Here is a 23,135-nt window from a genome sequence, read left to right on the forward strand (position 1 = left end):
ACCCAGTGAGCGACTGGAACTGTCTTGAACACGTGGTAACACCTTGATCACCGCGCTTGCTCGCATGCCGACTAAGCTCCCTGGTGGTTTCGCCCCTGGTTTCACGGAGGACTGAATATGCTGTTGTTGTGGATACTGGTGCTGGTGGTCGGCATTGCCTACCTGGCACACCGCCGCGTCGCCCCCCTGCCCGCCCTCGGCGTGGTTGCCGTTTACCTGCTGGCGATGGGCGCCTGGAGCCACGCACCGGGTTGGCTGCTGCTGATCTTCTGGGTGTTGGTCGCTCTGGTGGCCGTGCCCCTGCTGCTGCCCGACCTGCGCCGCCAATACTTCACGAAGCCGCTGTTCAGCTGGTTTCAGAAAGTCTTGCCGCCAATGTCCGAAACCGAGCGTGACGCCATCGATGCGGGCACGGTGTGGTGGGACGGCGAACTGTTCAGCGGTCGCCCCGACTGGGACAAGTTGCTGGCCTACCCCAAGGTAAAACTCACCGAAGAAGAACAGGCGTTTATCGACGGTCCCACCGAAGCGCTCTGCGCCATGGTCAGCGACTGGGAAATCGGCCAGGCCATGGACCTGCCGCCCGAAGCCTGGGAGCACATCAAGACCCACGGTTTCTTCGCGCTGATCATTCCCAAGGAATACGGCGGCAAGGGCTTCTCCGCCTACGCCCACTCCCAGGTGGCGATGAAACTCGCCACCCGCAGCGGTGACCTGGCGTCCACCGTGATGGTGCCCAACTCACTGGGCCCGGCCGAACTGCTGCTGCACTATGGCACTGACGAACAACGCAACCATTACCTGCCGCGCCTGGCGCGTGGCGATGACATCCCGTGCTTCGCCCTCACCGGCCCGCTGGCCGGCTCCGACGCGGGCGCCATGCCCGACACCGGCGTGATCTGCAAAGGCGAATGGGAAGGCAAGGAAACCCTCGGCCTGCGCCTGAACTGGGAGAAACGCTACATCACCCTCGGCCCGGTCGCGACCCTGCTGGGCCTGGCCTTCAAGGCCCATGACCCGGATCACCTGCTGGGTGAGGAAGAAGACCTCGGCATCAGCCTCGCGCTGATTCCCACCGATACTCCCGGTGTGGAGATCGGTCGTCGCCATCTGCCACTGGGGGCTGCGTTCATGAACGGGCCCAACTCGGGCAAGGACGTGTTCATCCCACTGCAATACCTCATCGGTGGCCAGGAGATGCTCGGCAAGGGCTGGATGATGCTGATGAACTGCCTGTCCGTGGGCCGCTCGATCTCCTTGCCCGCCGTCGGCACCGGGGCCGCCAAGTTCACCAGTCTGGTCACCGGCCAGTACGCCCAGGTGCGCGAGCAGTTCAATGTGCCGCTGTCGGCGTTCGAAGGCATCCAGGAATCCCTGGCACGCATCGGCGGTAACGCCTGGCTGATGGACAGCGCGAGGATGCTCACCGCCAACGCCGTCGACCTGGGGGAAAAACCCTCGGTGCTGTCGGCGATCCTCAAGTACCACCTGACCGAACGTGGTCGCGAGTGCATCACCCATGCCATGGATGTGCACGGCGGCAAGGGCATCATCATGGGCCCCAACAACTACCTGGGCCGCAGTTGGCAAGGCGCGCCGATTTTCATCACGGTGGAAGGCGCCAACATCCTCTCGCGCAACCTGATGATCTTCGGCCAGGGCGCGATTCGCTGCCATCCGTTCGTGCTCAAGGAAATGGCGCTGGCAGGACGTGAAGACCGTGACCAGGCACTCAAGGAGTTCGACGGCCTGCTGATGCAGCATATCGGTTTCGCCGTCAGCAACGCCGCCAGCACCCTGGTGCTGAACCTGGGCCTTGGCCACTTCGAGAAAGCCCCCGGCAACCGTCTGAGCCAGGGTTATTTCCGCGCCTTGAACCGTCAGGCGGCCGCCTTCGCATTGCTTGCCGACTTGAGCATGATGCTGCTCGGCGGCGAGCTCAAACGCCGCGAACGCCTGTCGGCGCGCCTGGGCGACGTGCTGAGCCATATGTACCTGGCCTCGGCAGCGCTCAAGCGTTACCACGACCTGGATTCGCCGGATCACCTGGAACCCTTGTTCGCCTGGGCCATGGAAGAGAGCCTCGGCGAGTCGGAGCGTGCGCTGGATGAATTGCTGAGCAACTTCCCGAACAAGGTGCTGGGCTGCCTGTTGCGGGTCATCGTGTTTCCATTCGGACGGCGCCATACCGGGCCGTCCGATGCACTGGATGCCGAAGTGGCCGCAGTGATTGGCCGCGCCAAGGGCGACCCGACTCTCGAAGAGTTGCTGGCCGGCTGCTACCGCCCGCAATCGGCGCAGGATCCGGTCGGCGCGCTGCAACATGCCTATGACCTGCTTGGCGCCAGCCATCCACTGCAAAAGAAACTGCACAGCGCGTTGAAAAGCGGCCAGGTCAAACCGACTGCCGGCGAACACGCCATCGACGCCGCCCTGCAAGCGGGCGTGCTGCAACCGGCCGAGGCGCAGACCCTGCGTGACGCCGAAGCTGCGCGACGCAAGGTGATCGACGTGGATGATTTCAGCAAGGAAGAGCTGACCCAGGCTGAAGGCAAAGTCCGCTGATACCTGCGGTCATATAATTACGGGCGCTTGAGCTATATACTCTCGCGCCCGTTTTTGCTTTAGAGGACTTATCTCGTGTCCAACGTCGTTGCTGATCATCTCGTCTTGCTCGACCACCTGCGCAGCATCCTGGTTGCCGTCGGCGAAGCCGAACAAGTGCCGGAGGAAAGCCACACCCTGTTCCTGGAGCGCTTCGACGAACTGCGCGCCCTGCTGCCTATCGACCCGATCGAAAGTCAGTACCTGGGCCAGGACCTGATGAGCCAGGTCATCCTGCGCTACCCGCAAATCGCCCACCTGGTGCCACGCGACCTGCTCTGGTTCTTCGGCGGCGACTGCCTGCACTTCATGCCCGACGAAGAACTGGATTTGTACCAGGCGCTGGAAGAACGTCGTCATGAAGCCGAGCTCAATGACGAACCGTTCGACTGGAACCAGGAACAGCAGCTGCTGGCCATGCCGGATGATCAGAGCAAGCACTGATTGTTGTAAGTCTGATAATCCCGATGTGAGAGGGGCATGAGCTAAAAATGCCATCCCCTGCTCGCCTCGACTCCACTGCAAACAAGTTGAGGGTAGACAACATCACCGACGGATCGCGGGGATCGGTAGTCACGCGAAAATGCATCAGCATCGGCAAACAGGTGAGTCCAGTTACGTGTTCGGGATACACCGTCCGATCTGAATGAGCTATGTGATTTCTGCTCACCAGAACATCATCCTCAACGCTAAAGCAACCACGACTATATTGAAAACTGACTCCATCCACTGGTCACCCTTCTTCAAGGCAAACTTCGCGCCAGCATTTGCACCCAATAGCGTGCCAATCACCAGGCAACATCCGTACTGCCAGTTAATGATGCCGCTGACGCCGAAAATTATTAGTGAACCGACGGAAAGCACTAGCCCGCCGACTTTACGCGTGCCCGCCGATTCGCTGATGGTTTTTCTAAAAAAAATAATGAATAAATACGTCGAAAGTTTGGCTTGTCCACCGAATAACCCGCCGATCATTCCTACTGGGATAAAAAGGATATAGCCAAACAGACGCCTGATCGCAGAGGGAGGTGTTTCGCCGCTACGAGGCTTTTTTATAAGGGACAGGGCAACGAGCAATAATGTCAGCCCGCCAATCACTTTATGCAGCAGCACGGGATCTATTTGGAGAAGAAGACTCGCTCCTCCCAGAGCCCCAACTAGCCCCAGTGCCGCAGCTGGAAAGGCCAGGGCATAATCGATCTTTCCCTGACTATGGAAATGCCGCAGCCCTGCAGCCATGGTGCCTATCGAAGCCAAGCGCGCTGTGGCGATCGACGACTGAGGCGCAATCCCTAGCCAGATCATCACCGGGACGGTTAAAAACACACTTCCGCCGGTGTTGGTCCCGACAAATCCCGTTATTATTCCGAGAAAAACCAGACCGACGCTTGTCAACCACTCATGACCTATCATGTTGAGGTACTCGCATTAGATTCAAGGCGCGGTTTACTCGCTCAAGTAAGCAGGGTCTATCCAGTGATAGCAATTTCTATTACGGGAACTGGCGGTCACATGAAGTTTTGCAGTATGTACGAAGCTGTACTCGCCGATAATCGGGCGCCGTCGGTCAAAGGCGTCGCCAAGCGCTTTCGACACGATGCTACTGAGCTTTAGGACTTTCGAGGCTCTTCCGCTGCAAGATATTGAGTTGAAGTGCAGATTAGTAATAAGAAGGCATGTTTCGGTGATGCCGCACCGTTCACCGATGCCATTGACCGTGCAGGAAATAAAAGTAGCGCCTGCCTCTATGGAGGCCAAGGTATTGGCCATCGCCAGACCTCTGTCGTCATGGAAGTGCACTTCGAGGTCAATATCAGATAATAATTGCCTGATTAGCTTAATCGTCGTTTGAACCTTGAATGGCTCGCAAACTCCTAATGAGTCCGCATAGCAAATTCGGTCCGCGCCGGCAGCTTTAGCAATTTTAAACGTCTCAACCAAATCATCAAACGGCGTCCTGGAAGCATCTTCACTGGTATAGCGAACTTTCAGACCCAGTGACTTTGCGTACATTATACTTTTCTTAATTAAATCTTGTATCTGCGCCTTGGATTTTCTGATTCGATATTTCTGTGACGTTTCATTGATGCCAGCAAATATGCCTATCCAGTTTGCCCCTGTCGCCGCGACTGCATCAATATCTTCTTGATGAGCGCGGGAATGCGCAAGAATATTTTTGGCGATTTTTGATTGTACAAGGGCTGTGACTCTGTCGAACTCCTGTTTCGACGCGTACGGGTGGCCCGCTTCGATAAAGTCAATACCTGCGTTCGCTAGTGCGTAGGCTATGGTCAAAGTAGATTTGGTTGTTAGTTTAACCCCAGGAGCTTGATTTCCTTCGCGCAGCGTAGAATCGACGAGCGTTATAAAAGTCATAAAATACAATCCATTGCTTTAAGGGGTTATATGGCTTTTGAGCGTTCAATCGACTTATAGAGCGAAGTATATGAAAGTAGTTTTTCTTCATTAACCTCTACGCCTAATCCTGGCTTATCGATGGAAAGCTTAACTTGCCCATCGCAAAATGAGTAGCCACTCTCGTCAATTATATCGTCTGCAAATCTCTCAGTGGGGCACCCGTATCCTGTAGTTGCTACATTTTTCAGGGTAGAAACAAAATGATGAAGGGCTGCAGTGCCAATACCAAATGGGTGCATACTACCAGTGCTGACTTGCAAATCGGCGATCTCGGCAGCGGCACATAAGCGACGAGAAGCTAATATGCCGCCCGACTTGAATGGTTTCAGGCAGATTACGTGTGCAGCGTTGAGATGAATTATCTCCTTTAAATCTCGGGCACTGAAAATGCTTTCATCGGCAATGATAGGGGTACAGACATTTCGTTTAACCTCGGCCAAACCGGCAATATCATGGCCTGGTGTAGGTTGCTCTACGGCAAAAACACCGTGCTGTTCTATACGCTTTATAAACTGAATAGCGGTGGGAATGTCATAGGCACAATTGGGATCCACCTCCAATTCAAAATTGTCTCCTAAAGCCTGCCTGACAGATTTAAAACAGGCGTAATCGTCTTTCAGTACACCGGACCCCTTGAGTGTCAGTCGCTCATAGCCAAGTCCTTGCAACTCAAGTGCACGTTCAGTGACCACCCTGACGCAAGCAAACGGTAAGCTGCGACTTACCTTATAGCTAAGTGCATATGCTCCTCCTAGCAAGTTACAAACTGGAACGTCATATACTTTTCCTGCAAGATCAAGAAGCGCATGATCTATCGCGCACTTAGCAAACAAATGGCCCTTAATTACCACATCGAGTTCGCTCATTATTATTTCAAACAGACATGGATCCTTACCAATTATTGCAGGGCACAAGTAGTTTTCCAATACTGCCATCATCGTTTCGGGAGTATCACCTTGGGCAGGATACCCTCTTGATATGATTCCCGACTCTCCCCATCCAATGAGTCCTGTGTCTGTCGTAAGCTTCAATACTATATGCCGGCCCTTGGCGGTTATATTAGTTGCGGTTTGATAAGGGCTTTTATATGGCACCTCTGTCAAGAACACTTCAGCTTTTGCAATGTGCATGGATTAACTTCCTGTTGGCGATCAACGATGCTGGAAACTAAGTGAAATGTACTTGGTTGATCTCAGCAATATCAAGCATCGCGAAACAGATTTCCCCAGTCCTAAACATGAATAAAATTTCATGCTTTCGCGTATTGATTTTTCCCACGCAACGACTGTTTATTTTCCCCTATTGAATTCAAAGCAATTTTATTTATGACACTTTTTCGCACCAGGCATTTTTTTATTTTGTCCCTCCTCTCTTTATAATCACCAACGCTTCCACACTTGCTTAACTATAATATTTTAATCTAAAAGGGACCCAAGATAGGTGGTCACTGATCAAAAAGTCAGCCCCACTACATTTCACCTTTACCGGATCGATGTTCGACAACGGCAAAAATTTAGACGGAGTTAGATGGCCGTTATCTAGATGCAATGAGCAAGAGAGCAAAAGTCTGAGCAGCCGGATTTTTTACTCTTGCGAATGCATGTAGCGGAGCCTAAAGTATGGCGAAAATCGTAAGCCACATTTTTAGAACAGCGATAACAGCCCGCTTTCCGGTCTGCAGCCTCGCTAACCAGACGCAATCGAGGACACGAAATACCGCTGCTAGCTGCCCTGCTTGCGCAGATGGTGTTGACTGGAATACCGGAACACTGGAACTGCCCTCTCCAAAAAGCCAAGAAGTACTGCCGAACGCAGACGTCAAAATTTTCACATGCGCTCTGCCAAATAAGGATTTATCCCTTACGCACACGTGATTCACAGCAAGACCATGTAGATATAAGAGCAACTGGCCTGGATTGGCACTAGCATCTGGCTCGGTGACCACCTGGATAATTCGCGCAACCTGGAGGGTGGTGATGCGTGGCCAAGCATGTAGGAGAATTACATGAGCAGTTGTGGGGTGACCCTATGCCAAGGCACTAAAAGTGACGGCTCAATATGCAGCCGCATCCGGTCTAGCCTGTCAGTCGTCTGCAACTTTGGAATCTACCCCGAACCTTACATTTGAGCCTGCCTCTCCCGCCTGGGTGATGGTAGTGTGTGAAAATATTTCTGACCTGTTAATCAGGTATTTATTTTCACTACCTGCAAAGGATTGCCTAGCAATGCATTTCCCACTGAAAAATATCCTGATGGCCAGCCTGTTCGCTGCCAGCCTGTCGAGCCTCTCCAGCCCAGCCTTCGCCAATCTGACAGAGCAGCAAAGCACGGCGATTATCAAAAGCTTCAACGACACTACGGTCTCTGATTTTCGCGGTTTCCTCGACATGCTGGTCAAAGGCGACCTGACGAAAGCCGCTGAAGTCGGCCCAGCCATCGAAGCATTTCAGGCTAACAAACCCCTCACCGCCGACCAACAAAACGAAATCCATCGACTACTCGGCATCTACACCCGCGTGAAATACGGCAAGGCCGCTCTCGAAACCCTGCGCGAGTTGGTCGAGATTCCAACCTTCAACGTCGACGGCGTGCCGCAGTATAAAAACCCGGAATTTCTCAGGATCGCCGACAAGATCCAGGCGCTGGCCAAGTCGTTCAACCTCACTTTCCGTAACGTTGACAACCGGGTGTACGAGATCTCCCTGGAAGGCCGCGGCGACGAAGTAGTGGGTATCCACGCCCACGCCGACGTTGTCCCGGTGACGCCGGAGAACTGGGTGCTCAAGGACGGCACCAGGCTTGACCCGTTCAAGGTCACGCTGATCGGTGACCGCATGTACGGCCGTGGTACCGAGGATGACAAAAACGGCATCGTGGTGGCGATGTATGCGATGAAGGTGATCAAGGAAGAAAACCTGCCGCTGGCGCGCACCTTCAAATTGCTGGTGGACACCACCGAAGAAACCGCCGGCGATGCCATCCCCTACTACTTCGCACGCAACCCGGTGCCGCAATACAACCTGGCACTGGATGGTGGCTACCCGGTGGTGATTGCCGAGAAGGGCTCGGGCACCGTCATGGCCACGTTCCCCGTGCGCAAGGGCGAAGGCAACGGCGCAGAAATCATTTCGATGACCGGCGGCAAGGCCACCAATCAGATTCCCTCAGCGTCGGTGGCCATGCTGGTCAGTGATACACCTGCAGAATTGGCCGCCGCTCTGCAGCAGGCCGGCGCTGAATACGCCAAGCGCAACGGCGATGATTTCCAGGTGAGCGCCAAGGTCGACGGCAAGGAGGTCAAGCTTACCGTCACGGGTGTGTCTGCCCATTCCTCGGCGCCACAGTCCGGGGTCAATCCGGTGGCGCGCATGCTGGAACTGATCCACAGCGTCGACGGCAAGATCGCGCTCAAGCACAACCACATCACTGACGCTGCGCGCTACGCCGCCGACAACTGGGGCCTGGATTACCTGGGCGGCAAGCTGGGTATAGGCTTTTCCGATCAGTTCATGGGGCCGCTGACCACCTCGCTGACCTTCGTCAGCCAGGACGACAAGGCTTTCAAGCTGGCGGTGAATCTGCGCGCTCCGAAAGGCAAATCACCGGAGGCGATCAAGGCGCAGATCGAGCAGAAACTGAACGCGTGGAACACTCATGCCAAGGTCGACGTGACCTTCACCTGCTCGCTCGACACGCCGATGTACCGCAACCCGGAAGATGAATGGGTGAAGGCCTTGCTGGCGGTTTCCACCGAAAACCTCGGCATGCCGCACACATTCGGCACCTCGGCCGGCGCCACCTCCGTGCACGACCTGCCCAATGGCGTGCAATTTGGTCTGGCGCGCCCGGAAACCAAGTACACCGGGCACACCGACGGCGAATTCAAGACCGTCGACCAATTCCTGCTGGACTTGCAGATCGTCACTGAAATGATGGGCCGCATAGGCCAGTTGCCGAAGCTCTGACCCAATAAAAAACGCCGATCACTCATGATCGGCGTTTTTGTCAGCGCAGTAGTGCGAGGCCCCTCACCCGCCCGTGCCCAGGAACGGCAGCGCCAGGTAAAGTTTGATCACCAACGCGTTGGTGATATCGATGAAAAACGCGCCCACCATCGGCACTACCAGAAAGGCGATCTGCGAGGGCCCGAAGCGTTGCGTCACGGCCTGCATATTGGCGATCGCAGTGGGCGTGGCGCCCAGGCCGAACCCGCAGTGCCCCGCTGCCAACACCGCCGCGTCGTAATTGCTGCCCATCACGCGGAAGGTCACGAATATCGCGAACAGCGCCATCAACAGCGCCTGGGCCGCCAGCAGAATCACAATCGGCAAGGCCAGGGCCGCCAGATCCCACAGCTTGAGCGACATCAAGGCAATCGCCAGGAACAACGACAGGCTGACATTGCCCAGCAGCGACACCTCGCGCTCGAACACCTGGTGCCAACCCAGCGCCGACAGACCGTTACGCAACACAACACCCACGAACAGCACACAGACGAAGGTCGGTAACTCGAACGCCGTACCCTGGATCAACCCATTGAGGAACATACCAACCTGCAGGCTTATCGCCAGCAGCGCCAGGGTTTCGATAAACGAGGACGAGGTAATCATGCGTTCCCGATGGGGTTGCTCAAACCCCTTGGGCAGGCGCGGCAACGCCTGCTCGACCCCAGGCACCTGCACCCGCTTGATCAGCAGCCTCGCCACCGGCCCGCCGATCAAACCGCCCAGTACCAGGCCAAAAGTCGCCGACGCAATCGCAAGCTCAGAGGCCGAGGCAACGCCGTACTTGGCGCTGAAGACTCCGCCCCAGGCGGCACCGGTGCCGTGCCCACCGGACAGGGTAATGGAACCGGCCAGCAAGCCCATCAGCGGATCGAGCCCGAGCATCCTGGCCAACGCGATGCCCATGGCATTTTGCAGCACCAGCAGGCCTGTCACCACCAACAGGAAAATGCCGAGTAGGCGTCCACCTGCCTTCAGGCTGGCGAAATCGGCATTCAGGCCAATGGTGGCGAAAAACGCCAGCATCAAAGGCGTTTGCAGCGATGCATCGAAGCGAACTTCAACACCCGCCATTAGACGCAACACCACCAATAGCGCGGCCACCAACAAACCACCGGCCACCGGCTCGGGAATGCTGTAAGTGCGTAGAAAGCCCATACGGGCCACCAGCCAGCGTCCCAGCAACAGCACCAGGGAAGCGGCGACCAGGGTTGAATAAAAGTCGAGTTGAAGCATGGGCAGTCCGCTGAAGGATGATGGGCTGGCCAGAGTAGAGACAGAGGCACCTGTGCACAGCTACCCAAAGAGAAATGCAGAACCTTCCCGCACACTTCACAAAAAAACCTACGCGCAGGGTAAATTTTTCGCGTTTTAGCTCATCAGAACGGCAGGCGGAATGTATCCGATCAAAAAACGCACAAACAAAAACGCCGATCATCTCTGATCGGCGTTTTTGTTGAATATGGAGCGGGAAACGAGACTCGAACTCGCGACCCCGACCTTGGCAAGGTCGTGCTCTACCAACTGAGCTATTCCCGCAAATGGCGTCCCCTAGGGGACTCGAACCCCTGTTACCGCCGTGAAAGGGCGGTGTCCTAGGCCACTAGACGAAGGGGACACGCTACTGAAACACATGGTGTGTATTTCAGTGCCCAGAGGCCGCGTCCGAAGACGTGGTCCTGGTTTCACTCAGTGCCGCCCGAGAGCAGCACTGCTTAAAAACTGGAGCGGGAAACGAGACTCGAACTCGCGACCCCGACCTTGGCAAGGTCGTGCTCTACCAACTGAGCTATTCCCGCATATGGCGTCCCCTAGGGGACTCGAACCCCTGTTACCGCCGTGAAAGGGCGGTGTCCTAGGCCACTAGACGAAGGGGACACACGTACAACATTCACTCCCTACCGCGTTTCGCTGTGTGCTTTACGCTGTAAGTGGCGCGCATTCTATGGATGGATTGAAAGGTCGTCAACCCCCAAGGATAAATTTATTTAAATCAATGACTTCCCCCGTGTTTACGCGCCCATACGGGCGTTGCGCCGCCCTGTAACCCGGCGCCTATATTCCAGCGCCCGACAAGGCGCTATAGTTCGCTCCAACAGATGATGGCAATGTGCGCTCATTCATCCAACGCTATACCTATATAGAAGAAGGTACCTGGGCAACTGGTCGAACAGCCCTATCCGCCAGATGGCCCAGTCACTACACTCCACAGCAAACCCTATTAAGAGGTCACGCCGGTGACACCACTCATGATCACCCTGCTGGTAGTAGTCGGGATCGTAATATTGATCGCCATTGGCTACATGAACCACGTGGTGGAAAACAACAAGCTGGAAAAGAAACGCACCGAGATCGAACTCAACGACCGGCTGCGTCGCTGCGGCGAAATCACCGAGACCTTCCCCGGCCAGTTGATGACCCCGGCGCTCAAGCTGTTGCTCACCCGCCTGGAACTCAACGTCAACCAGCGCCTGCTCAACCTCAACAAATCCAGCGCGGCGCTCAAGGCGCGGATTGGCGAACTCGATGCACTGATCGCCCAGGGCGAATCGATCCCCGTCGCCAACCCGCCCGCCCCGATTCAGACCGAAGCCAAGGCCAAGGACGTGCGCTTCCTGCTCGAAGCCCTGCACGGCCAGGTCACCCGCGCCGCTCAGGACGGCTTCCTGCCGGCCAACGAAGCCAAGCACTGGATCCGCGAAATTCGTCACATCCTGGTGCTGCTGCATATCGAGTTCTTCAACAACCTCGGCCAGCACGCCTTGCAGCAAGGCCAACCAGGCCAGGCACGCCTGGCCTTCGAGCGTGGCGTGCAGTACCTGCGCAAACAACCGGAACCGGTGTTCTACAACACCCAACTGAAAATGCTCGAATCCCAGCTGGCCCGCGCCAACTCCACCGTCCTGACCAACAGCCAGCCCGCCGAAGACGAAATCAACGAACTGACCGAAGGCCTGAAAACCGACGACGCTGATGCAGCGTGGAAGAAGAAGGCAATCTACGACTGATCGACCACCGTCGATCCGCTCAAGCCCGAGTGGTGAGGCGAAGGCCCAGGGTTACTTTTGTGCCGTTACAAAAGTGACCCGCTGTAAAAGCGGACCCCCAAGCCGCCATTACTGAAGCAACGGATATGTACACAATAGACCGCCATCGGGAGCAGCCCCCTCCCACATTGGACCGCGCCCCACAAAAGCTCCCCCTCATAACCCCCCTGCAGTGCCATCACTTTGCACCTATCCCCCCGCCCCCGACTAGCGTAAAAAAGTCCCCTAACTCCCGCCAGCCCGAGGCCCCACATGCCTGTCGCCATAATTGATGGACAACCCCTCCACTACCTCGACCAGGGCGCCGGCCCAGTCGTCCTGCTGGGCTCAAGCTACCTCTGGGACCACACCATGTGGGCACCGCAGATCGAAGCCCTGTCGCAGCAATATCGCGTCATCGTCCCCGAGCTGTGGGGCCACGGCGAATCGGGCACGCTGCCCCCTCAAACCCAGTCCCTCGATGACCTGGCACGCCAGACCCTGGCCCTGCTGGACCAGTTGGAGATCCCCCAGGTCAACCTGGTCGGCTTGTCGGTCGGCGGCATGTGGGGCGCACGCCTGGCATTGCGCGCACCGGAGCGCATCAACAGCGTGGTGCTCATGGACACCTACCTCGGTGCCGAACCGGAAGCCACGCGCCAGTACTATTTCTCACTGTTCCAGATGATCGAAGACGCCGGCGCCATTCCCCAGCCGTTGCTGGATGTGGTCGCGCCGATCTTCTTTCGCGCCGATATCGACCGCGACTGCGCGCTCTATCAGGATTTTCGCAGCGCCCTGCAGGCCTTCTCCAAAGAACGCCTGATACACAGCATCGTGCCCCTGGGCCGCTTGATCTTCAGCCGTGAAGACATCCTGCAACAGCTGCCGCGCCTGGATGCCGATACCACCCTGGTGATGTGCGGCGAGCAGGACAAGCCGCGCCCGCCGGCCGAGTCTGCCGAGATGGCCGAGTTGATCGGCTGCGCCCTGACACTGATCCCCGACGCCGGGCATATTTCCAGCCGGGAGAACGCGGATTTCGTCAATGAAGCGCTGCTGACGTTCCTTGCCAACCACGCTTGACTGCCCTCGCCCTTTGATCGCCGTCCTACGCGGCGATCAAAGGCGGAAGTGCCCTACCATGCCTTTGAGTTCAGTCCCCAACTGCGCCAGCTGGATGCTCGACGCAGCGTTGCCCTGCATGCTCAATGCCGAATGATCGGCACTCGCGCGGATGCTGGTGACGCTGCGGTTGATCTCTTCAGCCACCGAGCTTTGCTCCTCGGCGGCAGCGGCAATCTGCTGGTTCATCTGCTGGATCAAGGACACGGCCGTCGCGATGCTGCCCAGGGCACTTTCGGTTTCCAGCGCATCACTGACCGCCAGCTTCACCAGTTCACCACTCTGCTGGATCTGCTGCACCGACGACTGCGCCGCATTGCGCAAGGTGCTGACCAGCCGCTCGATTTCTTCCGTCGATTGCTGGGTCCGTTTGGCCAACGCTCGCACCTCGTCGGCCACCACCGCGAAGCCACGGCCCTGCTCACCGGCGCGGGCGGCTTCAATGGCGGCGTTCAGGGCCAGCAGGTTGGTCTGCTCGGCCACGCTCTTGATCACGCCTAGAACCGTGCCGATGTGCTGGATCTCGGCACTGAGGCTTTCGATACTGGCGCTGGCACTGGTGCTCGAGGTGGCAAGCAATTCGATGCGTTGCAGACTCAGGCGTACCACCTGTTGGCCGCTGTCGACCTTCTCATCCGCAGTCTGCGCGGCGTGCGCAGCCTCTTCGGCATTGCGCGCCACGTCGTGCACGGTGGCGTTCATCTGGTTCATCGCGGTGGCGACCTGCTCGGTCTCCTCCTTCTGACTGCTGACTTCAAGGTTGGTCTGCTCGGTAACGCTGGACAACGACTGCGCCGCACCGGCCAACTGCTCGATGCCGGCCTGCAGCCCGCTGACCATCTGGCTCAGGCCATTACCCATCTGCTGCATCGCCTGCATCAACTGGCCGATTTCATCTCGGCGGCTTACGTCCATGCGCCCGGTCAGGTCGCCGTCCGCAATCTGCCTGGCCACCGCAATCACGCTGCGCAGCGGCGCGACGATCAAACGGGTAATCAGCCACGCTGCCATCAGCCCCACCAGCAATGCCAGCGCGGACGAACCAATGATCAGCAGCGTGCTGTTGACCAACTGCGCCTGCATCGACTGGTCTTCGGCGTCATACGCCTGATTGACGCGGCTGACCACCTGATCGGCGCGCTCACGCAATTGTTGGTAGACCACTTTTTCCTGGGCCAGCAGGTCGGTGTATTCACCGAGCTTTTCGCTGAACGCGGCGATATGCCCGGAGACTTCATTGAGTACGGTCTGATAGCCGGCGTCCTTGACCGACGTTTTCAACTGCTCGACCTGTGCCAGCGCCTGGTCGGCCTGTTCGATCTTGCCCTGCTCGGCGTCCTCGGCATCCGCCCTGCGGCTCTGGTCCAGACGTAACCGGGCTTCGTTCATCGCCTGCAGCATCAAGCGCGATACCTGGCTGATCTGCCCCGCCTGCTCGATCAGCTCCGCGCCTTCCCGGCCCTGACTCTCCTTGAGACCTTCGGCGCCGTCGTCCGCCAGGCCGGACTGCAACACATCGAGGTTATTGGCCACGCTGGACACCGACCAACTGGCCATTTCCAGCGCCAGGTCCTTGGCCTGGGTCAGTTCCACAAACCCGTCGAATGCCTTGCGATAGGCATCGAGGGCTTGCTCGACATCGGTCATCACCGGCCCATTGGCGGCTGACTGCGCCTTGAGACTGGCCGCCAGCGCGGCCAGGGCGTCGACACGTTCATGCAGCGCATCCACCGCCTTGGGGTCGGCGTGCAGCGCATAGTCCTGCTCGATCAGGCGCACCTTGAGCAAGCCGTCATTGAGCGACGACATGCGCTTGAGCCCATCGAAACGCTGACCAACCGTGTGCAGGGACCACACGCCAATCGCAGCCACCAGCGCCGTCAGCAGCAATACCAGCGCAAAACCCAAGCCCAGCTTCTTCGCCATACCGAGGTTGGCGAAACGTCGTTGCACGCCCGAAATCATTGCACTTGCCCCTCCAGCAATGGCGGATGCCACACGCCCGGTTTTATCAGCAGCGAGATTGGCAACCACAAGGCCCTGAACACAAGTCGTTGACGCCACAATAATGGCAAAAAGCTACGTACTGGTCGTTTTCAGAATGGTCGAGGTCGATCTGGCCGGTCCCATCGCGCGAAATAACGCCAGCGCCCGCTCATCACCGGCATAGGCGACATTGATGCGCAGCCAATCGCAGGGTTCACCCGCCGGGTTGAACAGCGCGCCTGGCGTCAACAATACCCCCAGTCGCCGAGCACAGGCCTGCACATGCGATGGGGCGCCAAGCCCCGGCCGCGCCCACAGGAACATGCCGCCGGCGGGCACGGTAAACACCTGCCATTCTTCGTCTTCCAGCACTTGCACCGTGGCGGCCATTTGCGCGTTCAGGCGCTTGCGCAGGCGTTGCGCCCACTTGCGGTAAGTGCCGTTGGCCAGCAGCGTCGCCACGACGGCTTCGGCAAAACGCGAGGTGCCGATGCCCGTCAGCGTCTTGAGGTGGGCCAGTTGCGCAATGAGCGAAGCGCCCGCGCTCAAATAGCCCACGCGCAAGGCGCTGCTCAGGGTCTTGGAAAAGCTCGATACATAGATGACACGTTCCGCATGGGCCAGTGCCGCCAGCCGTATGCAACTGGCAGGTTGCAGGTCGCCGTAGACATCCTCCTCAATGATCAGAAAGTCGTTGCAGCACGCAAGCGCCAGCAAGCGTTCGGCCACGTCGCGGCTCAAGCTGGACCCGGTGGGGTTGTGGTAGAGGCTGCTGGTGAACAGGCACTTGGGCCGATGACGTTGCAGCAGCGCTTCCAGCGCCGCAATATCCGGGCCGCAACCGGTGCCGGGTACCTCCAGCCGCGTGACGCCGTGAAACGCCAATTGGCGGTAAAGGTTGCCATAGCCCGGCGTCTCGACCACCACCGTATCCCCGGCCTTGAGCAGCGTGCGAATGAGCAGGTCCTGGGCATGACTGGCACCGTGGGTGGTGAGAATGCACTCCAGATTGCTGCTCACCTGAATCTGGTTCAGACGCTTGAGCAATTGCTCGCGCAATGCCGGCAACCCCAGGGGCGTGCTGTAGTTGAACAGGCCGGCGGTGTCGGTACGGCTGACTTCGCGGATCGCATAACTGAGGTCATCGCTTTCGCGCCAGTCGTCTGGCAACCAGCCGCACCCCAGTTTCAGCTCACCCAGGGGGCTGTCGGTGAAGGCGCCCCACTCGCGTTCCGCACCTTCATGCCAGGGCGGCTCGTGAAACACGGGCGCAGGTGCCACCACAAACCCGGAGCCCTTGCTGGAGGCCAGTAGCCCCTGGGCGACCAGCCGCTCCAGAGCCTCGACCACGTTTGACTGGCTGAGCAGGTTGTCGAGGGCCAATTGCCGGATGGAGGGCAGGCGCGTGCCGGGGCTTACTCCGTTACTGCGGATCCACTCGGCCACCGCGCTGACGATTTGCTGCACCACCGGTACAAGGGCTTGTCGATCGATCCCTAAATCCATGAGCCACTCACTTGAACTGTCAGTTATTCAACCCGAGCAGTTAAGCACAGAAGCCCCTTCAGGCCTTTTTTGAATTCTTATTAAAGTATTGATTTTATTGAATTATTTACCTGATGACACACATTCGAAGAAGCGTTCGTCCGTTCTGGAAACGCCCCACAACCACCCCCGGCCTTTTCGAATGGCGGGCGGCATCGCGTCCTAGATCGCCGTCGCACCACCATCCACCGCCAGGGCCTGGCCCGTGGTGAAGGCCGCGCCATCACTGCACAAGTACAACACAGCGCTGGCAATTTCCTCGACCTTACCGATACGCCCCACCGGGTGCATGGCTGCGGCAAACTCGGCTTTACGCGGATCGGCTTCCCAGGCACGGCGGAACATGTCGGTGTCGATCACCGCCGGGCACACTGCGTTGACGCGGATTTTCTTTTTCGCGTACTCAATTGCCGCCGACTTCGTCAGGCCGATCACTGCGTGCTTGGAGGCCGCATAAATGCTCATCTTCGGCGCCGCGCCCAGCCCGGCCACCGACGCGGTATTGACGATCGCCCCGCCGCCCTGGGCCAGCAGCAACGGCAACTGGTGCTTCATGCACAGCCACACGCCCTTGACGTTGACCCCCATGATCGCGTCGAACTCATCCAGGCTACCGTCCGCCAGCTTGCCCTTCTCGATTTCGATGCCGGCATTATTGAAGGCGTAATCCAGGCGGCCATAAGCGGCGATGGTGTGCGCCATCAACTGCTGCACATCCTCTTCGAGGGTGACGTTGCAGCGCACGAACACTGCTTCACCGCCGGCCTGCCGGATCAGCGCGACGGTACCCTCGCCGCCCGCCACATCCAGATCAGCGACCACCACCTGCAAGCCTTCGGCGGCAAACGCCAACGCGGTGGCGCGGCCGATACCGGCGGCGGCACCCGTCACCAGGGCGACCTGGCCGGAAAATGTCATGCTCATGGGGAAGGTCCTGTGGGAGAAATAACCGTGGGGCGAGTCTAGCCAAGGCCTGGCCTGGCGCGTCAGCACTATCAAAAGCCCGGTTGTGGCTGCATGAATCGCAGTGATAAGGGCACCGGCGGCACTATCATTCCTGTCTATCGGCGAGCATTCGCACGTCTGGCGAACACTTGCATTCACGCCACCGCAGGTCTATCACTCGGGGTTCATTTCTCAAGAGTCCCTGCCATGACTGACCAGACCAACCGCCAGTTCCTGCTCGCCAAACGCCCGGTCGGCGCGGCCACGCGTGACACCTTCACCTATCAGGAAGTCCCGGTGGGCGTGCCTGGCGACGGGCAAGTGCTGGTGCACAACGAATACCTGTCCCTGGACCCGGCGATGCGTGGCTGGATGAACGAGGGCAAGTCCTACATCCCGCCGGTCGGCATTGGTGAAGTGATGCGCGCGTTGGGCGTAGGCAAGGTGATTGCGTCGAACAACCCGACGTTTAAGGTCGGCGATTATGTGAACGGCGCGCTGGGCGTGCAGGACTACTTCGTCGGCGAGCCGCGAGGCTTCTATAAAGTCGACCCGACACTGGCGCCTTTACCGCGTTACCTGTCGGCCCTGGGCATGACCGGCATGACCGCCTACTTCGCGCTGCTGGACACCGGCGCGCCCAAGGCCGGCGAAACCGTGGTGATCTCCGGCGCCGCCGGCGCGGTGGGCAGCATTGCCGGGCAGATCGCCAAGCTCAAGGGCTGCCGCGTGATCGGCATTGCCGGGGGCGCCGACAAGTGCAAGTTTCTGGTGGACGAACTCGGTTTCGACGCAGCCATCGACTACAAGAGCGAGGACGTGCCCGCCGCCCTCAAGCGCGAATGCCCCAAAGGCGTGGACGTGTATTTCGATAATGTCGGCGGCGATATTCTCGATGCCGTTCTCAGCCGCCTGGCGCTGAAGGCGCGGGTGGTGATTTGCGGGGCCATCAGCCAGTACAACAACAAAGAAGCGGTGAAAGGCCCGGCCAACTACCTGTCATTGCTGGTCAATCGCGCACGCATGGAAGGCTTCGTGGTGATGGACCATGCCGCCAACTTCGCCGCTGCCGGGCAGGAAATGGCCGGCTGGATGGCCCAGGGCAAGCTCAAGAGCAAAGAAGATATTGTCGACGGGCTGGAAACATTCCCCGAGACCTTGATGAAGCTGTTCAATGGCGAGAACTTCGGCAAGCTGGTGCTCAAAGTCAGCTGACGCAGTCTCTCAGGACACCCACATACACATGTGGGAGGGGGCTTGCTCCCGATAGCGGTGGATCAATCGATGCCTATGTCGACTGTCACACTGCAATCGGGAGTAAGCCCCCTCCCACTTTTGTGTTTGCCTTGGGTATCAGGCGATTTCAGCGACGACCGCCGCCAGCGCCTTGGCCGGGTCGGCGGCCTGGCTGATCGGACGCCCGATGACCAGGTAGTCCGAGCCCGCGTCCAACGCCTGGCGCGGGGTAAGGATACGCCGCTGGTCGTCTTGCGCGCTGCCCGCCGGACGAATCCCCGGCGTCACCAGTTGCAGCGACGGGTGCGCCGTTTTCAGCGCCTGGGCTTCCAGGGCCGAGCAGACCAAACCGTCGAGTCCGGCCTTCTGCGCCAGGGCCGCGAGGCGCAACACTTGCTCCTGGGGCTCGATATCCAGGCCGATGCCAGCCAGGTCTTCACGTTCCATGCTGGTGAGGACGGTCACGCCGATCAACAGCGGTTTGGCGCCGTTGCGTTGTTCCAGCACTTCACGGCAGGCGCTCATCATGCGCAGGCCACCGGAGCAGTGCACATTGACCATCCACACGCCCATCTCGGCCGCCGCCTTGACCGCCATGGCGGTGGTGTTGGGAATGTCATGGAATTTAAGGTCGAGGAACACCTCGAAACCCTTGTCGCGCAGGGTGCCGACGATGTCTGCCGCGCAACTGGTGAACAGCTCCTTGCCGACCTTGACCCGGCAAAGCGCAGGGTCCAACTGGTCGGCCAGCTGCAGTGCGGCTTCACGGGTAGGGTAATCCAGGGCGACGATGATAGGCGTCTGGCAGACGGACATTGGCATGGGCTCTCAGGCAAGTCGAAATCGGCGCGGATTGTAGCGCAAGCGGCGCCATTGCGGGATCCGGTGATCGGTAAATACCGACGGTCCGGGTTTTATGGCATTTGTGTCGGCATCGATACATTCACGACATGCCCTCAACACGCCCCGGCGCTAGCCTCGCGTCCACGACCGACCGTCCAGCACTTCCAGCCATGGGGCTGGGCGCCTATGCTGAGCGTATCCACCAGGCAGATAACCGCATTATGCAGACCCCCTCCACCGTAAACGACGAGCCCAAAGACACGGTAATTGCCGACGACAAGCGCTGGAACACCCGTGCCCTGATTGTCGATGACGATGTGCCGATCCGTGAACTGCTGATCGATTACCTGGCGCGCTTCAATATTCTCGCCACCGGCGTCAACGACGGCGCCGCGATGCGCGTGGCCATGCAGGCCGGCACCTTCGATGTGGTGGTGCTCGACCTGATGCTGCCGGGCGAGGACGGCCTGTCGCTGTGTCGCTGGCTGCGCGCCGAGTCGGACATTCCTATCCTGATGCTGACCGCACGCTGCGAGCCCACAGACCGCATCATCGGCCTCGAGCTGGGCGCCGACGATTACATGTCCAAGCCGTTCGAACCCCGTGAACTGGTGGCGCGTATTCAGACCATCCTGCGCCGGGTGCGCGATGACCGCACCGAGCAGCGCGCGAATATCCGCTTCGACAACTGGCGCCTCAACAGCGTCCTGCGCCAGTTGGTGGCCGACGACGGGCTGGTGGTGCCGCTTTCCAACGCCGAGTTCCGCCTGCTGTGGGTGTTTATCGAGCGCCCTCGCCGCGTGCTCAGTCGCGAGCAATTGCTGGACGCTGCGCGCGGTCGCTCCATCGAGGCGTTCGACCGCAGCATCGACCTGCTGGTGTCGCGTCTGCGCCAGAAACTGGGCGACGACCCGAAAGCGCCGCAGTTGATCAAGACCGTGCGTGGCGAAGGCTACCTGTTCGACGCACGGGATATCGGCTGATGCGCAACGCTTTCAACACGCTGTTCGGGCGGCTGTTCGGCGTGTTGCTGGTGGCCATTGTGCTGGCCCACGGGCTGACGATCTTCTGGTTTCACCACTACGGCCCGCCCCCGCCTCCCTCCGGCGACCTGTATGTGCAGAGCGCCGATGGCAGTTTCACGCCCGTGCACCAGAAGCACCAGCGCCCATGGTTTGGCGGCCCGGTCGTGCCGCTGACGTTCCAGGTCATCACGCTGATCGTTGCCGCGTGGTACGGCGCCAAACTGCTGAGTCGACCGATCCAGCGCCTGAGCGAAGCGGCCGAGCGTCTGAGCCTGGACCTCGACAGCCCGCCGCTCAACGAGTCCGGCCCCCGCGAGGCGCGACAAGCGGCCTCGACCTTCAACCTCATGCAACGGCGCATTCGCGAGCAGGTCAGCCAGCGCGCGCGCATGCTCGGCGCCGTGTCCCATGACCTGCGCACGCCGCTGTCGCGCCTCAAGTTACGCCTGGAACAGATCGACGACACCCGCCTGCAAGGCCAGATGCGCCAGGACCTGGACGACATGATTGGCATGCTCGACGCCACCCTGAGCTACCTGCACGAACAGCGCACCAGCGAAACCCGGCACTGGCTCGATGTGCAGGCGCTGGTGGAGTCTTTGAGCGAAAACGCCCAGGACCAGGGGTGCGACGTGCAATATGCGGGTTCATGCACACCGCTGCAGGTGCAGCCGATGGCCCTGCGTTCGGGCCTCAATAACCTGATCGATAACGCGCTGCGCTATGCCGGCAGCGCACGCGTTGAACTGACGGATAACCCCGACGCCCTGGTGATTCGTGTCATCGACCACGGCCCGGGGATCGCGGCGGATCAGCGCGAAGCCGTGTTCGAGCCGTTCTTTCGCCTGGAAGGCTCACGCAACCGCAATTCCGGCGGCGTCGGCCTGGGCATGACGATCGCCAGGGAAGCCGTCGAACGACTTGGCGGCCGCCTGAGCCTGGAAGAAACCCCGGGGGGTGGGCTGACGGCGGTGATGTGGTTGCCTCGGGCTTGAATCCTGGCAGGAAAACGGGAGCCTCTGTGCCGGGCCGCTCTATTGTGGCGAGCGGGCTTGCCCCGCGTTGAGGTGCGCAGCGCCCCCAAATCAAGGAAAACGCGGCATACCCGATACGGCTCAGCGCCTGGTTTTGGGGCTGCTGCGCAGCCCAACGCAGGACAAGCCTGCTCGCCACAGGGAATCTGCGCTTAACTGAAGGGCATTGAGGCTTGCCCGCTCGCTACAACAAGCCCGCTCACCACGCCCACCCACATTGTAATTTGCAGACCTATGTTTCCCGCCGCCCCTGGGCCTGGCTCGCGCTCCAGTCCATCAACAGGCTGTACGCCACCGCCAGCAAGGTCGGGCCGATGAACAGGCCGATAAAGCCGAAGGCGATCAGGCCGCCGAACACGCCAAGCAACACGATCACCAACGGCAGGTTGCCGCCGCGGCTGATCAGGTAGGGCTTGAGCACGTTGTCCACGCCGCTGATGATGAACGTGCCCCAGACGCCAAGGAAGATCGCGTGACTGTAGTCGCCTTTCCACGCCAGCCAGGCCGTGGCCGGGATCCACACCAGCGGCGGGCCCATGGGAATCAGGCTGAGCAGGAAGGTGACGATGCCCAGCACCAGCGCACCGGGCACGCCGGCGATGAGGAAGCCGATCAATGCCAGCAAGGCCTGGGCGGCGGCGGTGCCGATCACGCCATTGACCACCCGTTGCACGGTGCCGGCCACCAGTTCGATGTAGTACCCGGCCCGGTCGCCGATCAGGCGTTCCAGCAGGCGGTGGGCGAACATCGCCAGGCGCGGCCCGTCGCGGTAGAAAAAGAACACGAAGACCAGGCTCAAGGTCAGTTCGAGGATGCCACCGCCAATCTGCGCGCTGCGCGCCAGCAGCCAGTTACCCACCTGGCCAAGGTACGGCTTGATGCTGATCATCAGCGCGGCGCCCTGCTCGTCAATGCTGTCCCACATGCCCACCAGCCGCTCGCCCACCAGCGGGATCGAACCCAGCCAGGTGGGCGCTTCGGGCAGGCCATCGACCTGAATGTCCTTGATCAATACCGTGGCATCGCGCACATGGTCGGCCAGGTTGAAGCCCAGCCACACCAGTGGCACCGCCACCAACAGCATCCAGCCCAGGGTCAGGATGCCAGCAGCCAGCGACTCGCGCCCGCCCAGTGCACGGGTCAGCAGGCGCATCAGCGGCCAGCTGGCAAAGGCCAGCACCGCGCCCCAGAACAGCGCCGACCAGAACGGCGCCATCACCCAGAAGCTGGCACCAAACAGCACCAGCAGCAGGATTTGCACCAGCAGGCGATCATTATTGGGCATGGAAAATCTCGAAAGGAAGGTCTCAGGAACGTAGCTTAGGCGAACGGCACGGGTCCGTT

The 23,135-nt window shown here is 59.4% G+C and carries 17 protein-coding genes, 4 tRNA genes and 1 pseudogene; 8 read left to right on the forward strand and 14 right to left on the reverse strand.

Translation table 11 applies throughout. From position 1 onward, the window contains the following. The first annotated feature begins 117 nt into the window (after positions 1-117). The gene (locus TU75_RS13740) at positions 118-2,565 is read left to right on the forward strand and encodes an acyl-CoA dehydrogenase (protein WP_060549236.1); all 2,448 of its coding nucleotides are present in this window, start codon (positions 118-120) and stop codon (positions 2,563-2,565) included. Positions 2,566-2,640: 75 nt separating this feature from the next. Then, on the forward strand, positions 2,641-3,048 hold the full coding sequence (locus TU75_RS13745; protein WP_060549237.1) for a PA2817 family protein: 408 nt from the start codon (positions 2,641-2,643) through the stop codon (positions 3,046-3,048). A gap of 222 nt (positions 3,049-3,270) precedes the next feature. Here the strand turns inward: TU75_RS13745 and TU75_RS13750 are convergent, their stop codons facing one another. The 3 genes from TU75_RS13750 to TU75_RS13760 are packed head-to-tail and all read right to left on the reverse strand — an operon-like array spanning position 3,271 to position 6,152. Continuing rightward, complete coding sequence (locus TU75_RS13750) at positions 3,271-4,017, reverse strand: sulfite exporter TauE/SafE family protein (protein ID WP_060549238.1); 747 nt, start codon at positions 4,015-4,017, stop codon at positions 3,271-3,273. Positions 4,018-4,050: 33 nt separating this feature from the next. Further along, a complete protein-coding gene (locus tag TU75_RS13755) occupies positions 4,051-4,980 on the reverse strand; it encodes a LeuA family protein (protein WP_060549239.1) in 930 nt (309 codons plus the stop codon). A 26-nt stretch (positions 4,981-5,006) separates the two neighbouring features. Further along, positions 5,007-6,152 (reverse strand): mandelate racemase/muconate lactonizing enzyme family protein, encoded by a 1,146-nt coding sequence (locus TU75_RS13760; RefSeq protein WP_060549240.1) that lies wholly within the window; start codon positions 6,150-6,152, stop codon positions 5,007-5,009. A 1,095-nt stretch (positions 6,153-7,247) separates the two neighbouring features. Between TU75_RS13760 and TU75_RS13765 the strand changes: the two genes are divergently transcribed. Then, the gene (locus tag TU75_RS13765; RefSeq protein WP_060549241.1) at positions 7,248-8,987 is read left to right on the forward strand and encodes a dipeptidase; all 1,740 of its coding nucleotides are present in this window, start codon (positions 7,248-7,250) and stop codon (positions 8,985-8,987) included. A gap of 63 nt (positions 8,988-9,050) precedes the next feature. On the opposite strand, the gene gltS is transcribed toward TU75_RS13765, so the two are convergent. From gltS to TU75_RS13790, 5 genes are all read right to left on the reverse strand, one after another. Continuing rightward, a complete protein-coding gene (gltS, locus tag TU75_RS13770; protein ID WP_003237150.1) occupies positions 9,051-10,262 on the reverse strand; it encodes a sodium/glutamate symporter in 1,212 nt (403 codons plus the stop codon). 227 nt (positions 10,263-10,489) lie between these two features. After that, a tRNA-Gly gene (locus TU75_RS13775) sits at positions 10,490-10,565 on the reverse strand. Positions 10,566-10,568: 3 nt separating this feature from the next. Then, a tRNA-Glu gene (locus TU75_RS13780) sits at positions 10,569-10,644 on the reverse strand. A 105-nt stretch (positions 10,645-10,749) separates the two neighbouring features. After that, a tRNA-Gly gene (locus TU75_RS13785) sits at positions 10,750-10,825 on the reverse strand. Between the two features lie 3 nt (positions 10,826-10,828). Continuing rightward, positions 10,829-10,904: transfer RNA gene (locus tag TU75_RS13790), tRNA-Glu, on the reverse strand. A gap of 359 nt (positions 10,905-11,263) precedes the next feature. On the opposite strand from TU75_RS13790, the gene TU75_RS13795 reads away from it, so the two are divergent. Together TU75_RS13795 and TU75_RS13805 are read left to right on the forward strand one after the other, a co-directional pair. Further along, positions 11,264-12,034, forward strand: coding sequence for a hypothetical protein (locus TU75_RS13795; protein ID WP_003237152.1), 771 nt, complete (start codon positions 11,264-11,266; stop codon positions 12,032-12,034). Positions 12,035-12,325: 291 nt separating this feature from the next. Next, positions 12,326-13,138, forward strand: a complete 813-nt coding sequence (locus tag TU75_RS13805) for an alpha/beta fold hydrolase (RefSeq protein ID WP_060549243.1) — start codon at positions 12,326-12,328, stop codon at positions 13,136-13,138. A gap of 36 nt (positions 13,139-13,174) precedes the next feature. Here TU75_RS13805 and TU75_RS28565 read toward each other — a convergent pair whose 3' ends face one another. The 4 genes and pseudogenes from TU75_RS28565 to TU75_RS13820 all read right to left on the reverse strand — a co-directional run bounded on the left by TU75_RS28565 (position 13,175) and on the right by TU75_RS13820 (position 17,632). Further along, positions 13,175-14,056 carry a methyl-accepting chemotaxis protein gene (locus TU75_RS28565; protein ID WP_414860463.1) on the reverse strand — a complete coding sequence of 294 codons (882 nt, stop codon included), beginning with the start codon at positions 14,054-14,056 and terminating at the stop codon, positions 13,175-13,177. After that, positions 14,033-15,142, reverse strand: a pseudogene (locus TU75_RS28570) (HAMP domain-containing protein); the annotation flags it as partial. The gene TU75_RS28565 and the pseudogene TU75_RS28570, both read right to left, overlap by 24 nt. Before the next feature lie 114 nt (positions 15,143-15,256). After that, positions 15,257-16,669, reverse strand: a complete 1,413-nt coding sequence (locus tag TU75_RS13815; protein WP_060549245.1) for an aminotransferase-like domain-containing protein — start codon at positions 16,667-16,669, stop codon at positions 15,257-15,259. Positions 16,670-16,870: 201 nt separating this feature from the next. After that, positions 16,871-17,632: an SDR family oxidoreductase gene (locus tag TU75_RS13820; RefSeq protein ID WP_003237158.1), complete on the reverse strand. Its 762-nt coding sequence runs from the start codon at positions 17,630-17,632 to the stop codon at positions 16,871-16,873. A gap of 228 nt (positions 17,633-17,860) precedes the next feature. Between TU75_RS13820 and TU75_RS13825 the strand changes: the two genes are divergently transcribed. Then, a complete protein-coding gene (locus TU75_RS13825; protein ID WP_015371655.1) occupies positions 17,861-18,868 on the forward strand; it encodes an NADP-dependent oxidoreductase in 1,008 nt (335 codons plus the stop codon). Between the two features lie 138 nt (positions 18,869-19,006). Here TU75_RS13825 and pyrF read toward each other — a convergent pair whose 3' ends face one another. Next, positions 19,007-19,705 (reverse strand): orotidine-5'-phosphate decarboxylase, encoded by a 699-nt coding sequence (pyrF, locus tag TU75_RS13830; protein ID WP_003237161.1) that lies wholly within the window; start codon positions 19,703-19,705, stop codon positions 19,007-19,009. Between the two features lie 248 nt (positions 19,706-19,953). On the opposite strand from pyrF, the gene TU75_RS13835 reads away from it, so the two are divergent. Beyond that, a complete protein-coding gene (locus TU75_RS13835) occupies positions 19,954-20,715 on the forward strand; it encodes a response regulator (RefSeq protein WP_060549296.1) in 762 nt (253 codons plus the stop codon). Beyond that, positions 20,715-21,752 carry a sensor histidine kinase gene (locus TU75_RS13840; RefSeq protein ID WP_060549246.1) on the forward strand — a complete coding sequence of 346 codons (1,038 nt, stop codon included), beginning with the start codon at positions 20,715-20,717 and terminating at the stop codon, positions 21,750-21,752. The genes TU75_RS13835 and TU75_RS13840 overlap by 1 nt, the downstream gene beginning before the upstream one ends. Positions 21,753-22,023: 271 nt before the next feature. On the opposite strand, the gene TU75_RS13845 is transcribed toward TU75_RS13840, so the two are convergent. Next, a complete protein-coding gene (locus TU75_RS13845; protein ID WP_003233193.1) occupies positions 22,024-23,076 on the reverse strand; it encodes an AI-2E family transporter in 1,053 nt (350 codons plus the stop codon). Positions 23,077-23,135 lie beyond the last annotated feature (59 nt).

Source organism: Pseudomonas poae (assembly GCF_001439785.1).
GTDB lineage: Bacteria > Pseudomonadota > Gammaproteobacteria > Pseudomonadales > Pseudomonadaceae > Aquipseudomonas > Aquipseudomonas poae.

Coding starts and splice junctions, on each gene's coding strand:
- TU75_RS13755 (WP_060549239.1), bottom strand. CDS start 4,980: ATGACTTTTATAACGCTCGTCGATTCTACGCTGCGCGAAGGAAATCAA.
- TU75_RS28565 (WP_414860463.1), bottom strand. CDS start 14,056: ATGCAGGCGATGCAGCAGATGGGTAATGGCCTGAGCCAGATGGTCAGC.
- pyrF (WP_003237161.1), bottom strand. CDS start 19,705: ATGTCCGTCTGCCAGACGCCTATCATCGTCGCCCTGGATTACCCTACC.
- TU75_RS13750 (WP_060549238.1), bottom strand. CDS start 4,017: ATGATAGGTCATGAGTGGTTGACAAGCGTCGGTCTGGTTTTTCTCGGA.
- TU75_RS13825 (WP_015371655.1), top strand. CDS start 17,861: ATGACTGACCAGACCAACCGCCAGTTCCTGCTCGCCAAACGCCCGGTC.
- TU75_RS13815 (WP_060549245.1), bottom strand. CDS start 16,669: ATGGATTTAGGGATCGATCGACAAGCCCTTGTACCGGTGGTGCAGCAA.
- gltS (WP_003237150.1), bottom strand. CDS start 10,262: ATGCTTCAACTCGACTTTTATTCAACCCTGGTCGCCGCTTCCCTGGTG.
- TU75_RS13820 (WP_003237158.1), bottom strand. CDS start 17,632: ATGAGCATGACATTTTCCGGCCAGGTCGCCCTGGTGACGGGTGCCGCC.
- TU75_RS13840 (WP_060549246.1), top strand. CDS start 20,715: ATGCGCAACGCTTTCAACACGCTGTTCGGGCGGCTGTTCGGCGTGTTG.
- TU75_RS13740 (WP_060549236.1), top strand. CDS start 118: ATGCTGTTGTTGTGGATACTGGTGCTGGTGGTCGGCATTGCCTACCTG.
- TU75_RS13835 (WP_060549296.1), top strand. CDS start 19,954: ATGCAGACCCCCTCCACCGTAAACGACGAGCCCAAAGACACGGTAATT.
- TU75_RS13760 (WP_060549240.1), bottom strand. CDS start 6,152: ATGCACATTGCAAAAGCTGAAGTGTTCTTGACAGAGGTGCCATATAAA.
- TU75_RS13845 (WP_003233193.1), bottom strand. CDS start 23,076: ATGCCCAATAATGATCGCCTGCTGGTGCAAATCCTGCTGCTGGTGCTG.
- TU75_RS13765 (WP_060549241.1), top strand. CDS start 7,248: ATGCATTTCCCACTGAAAAATATCCTGATGGCCAGCCTGTTCGCTGCC.
- TU75_RS13805 (WP_060549243.1), top strand. CDS start 12,326: ATGCCTGTCGCCATAATTGATGGACAACCCCTCCACTACCTCGACCAG.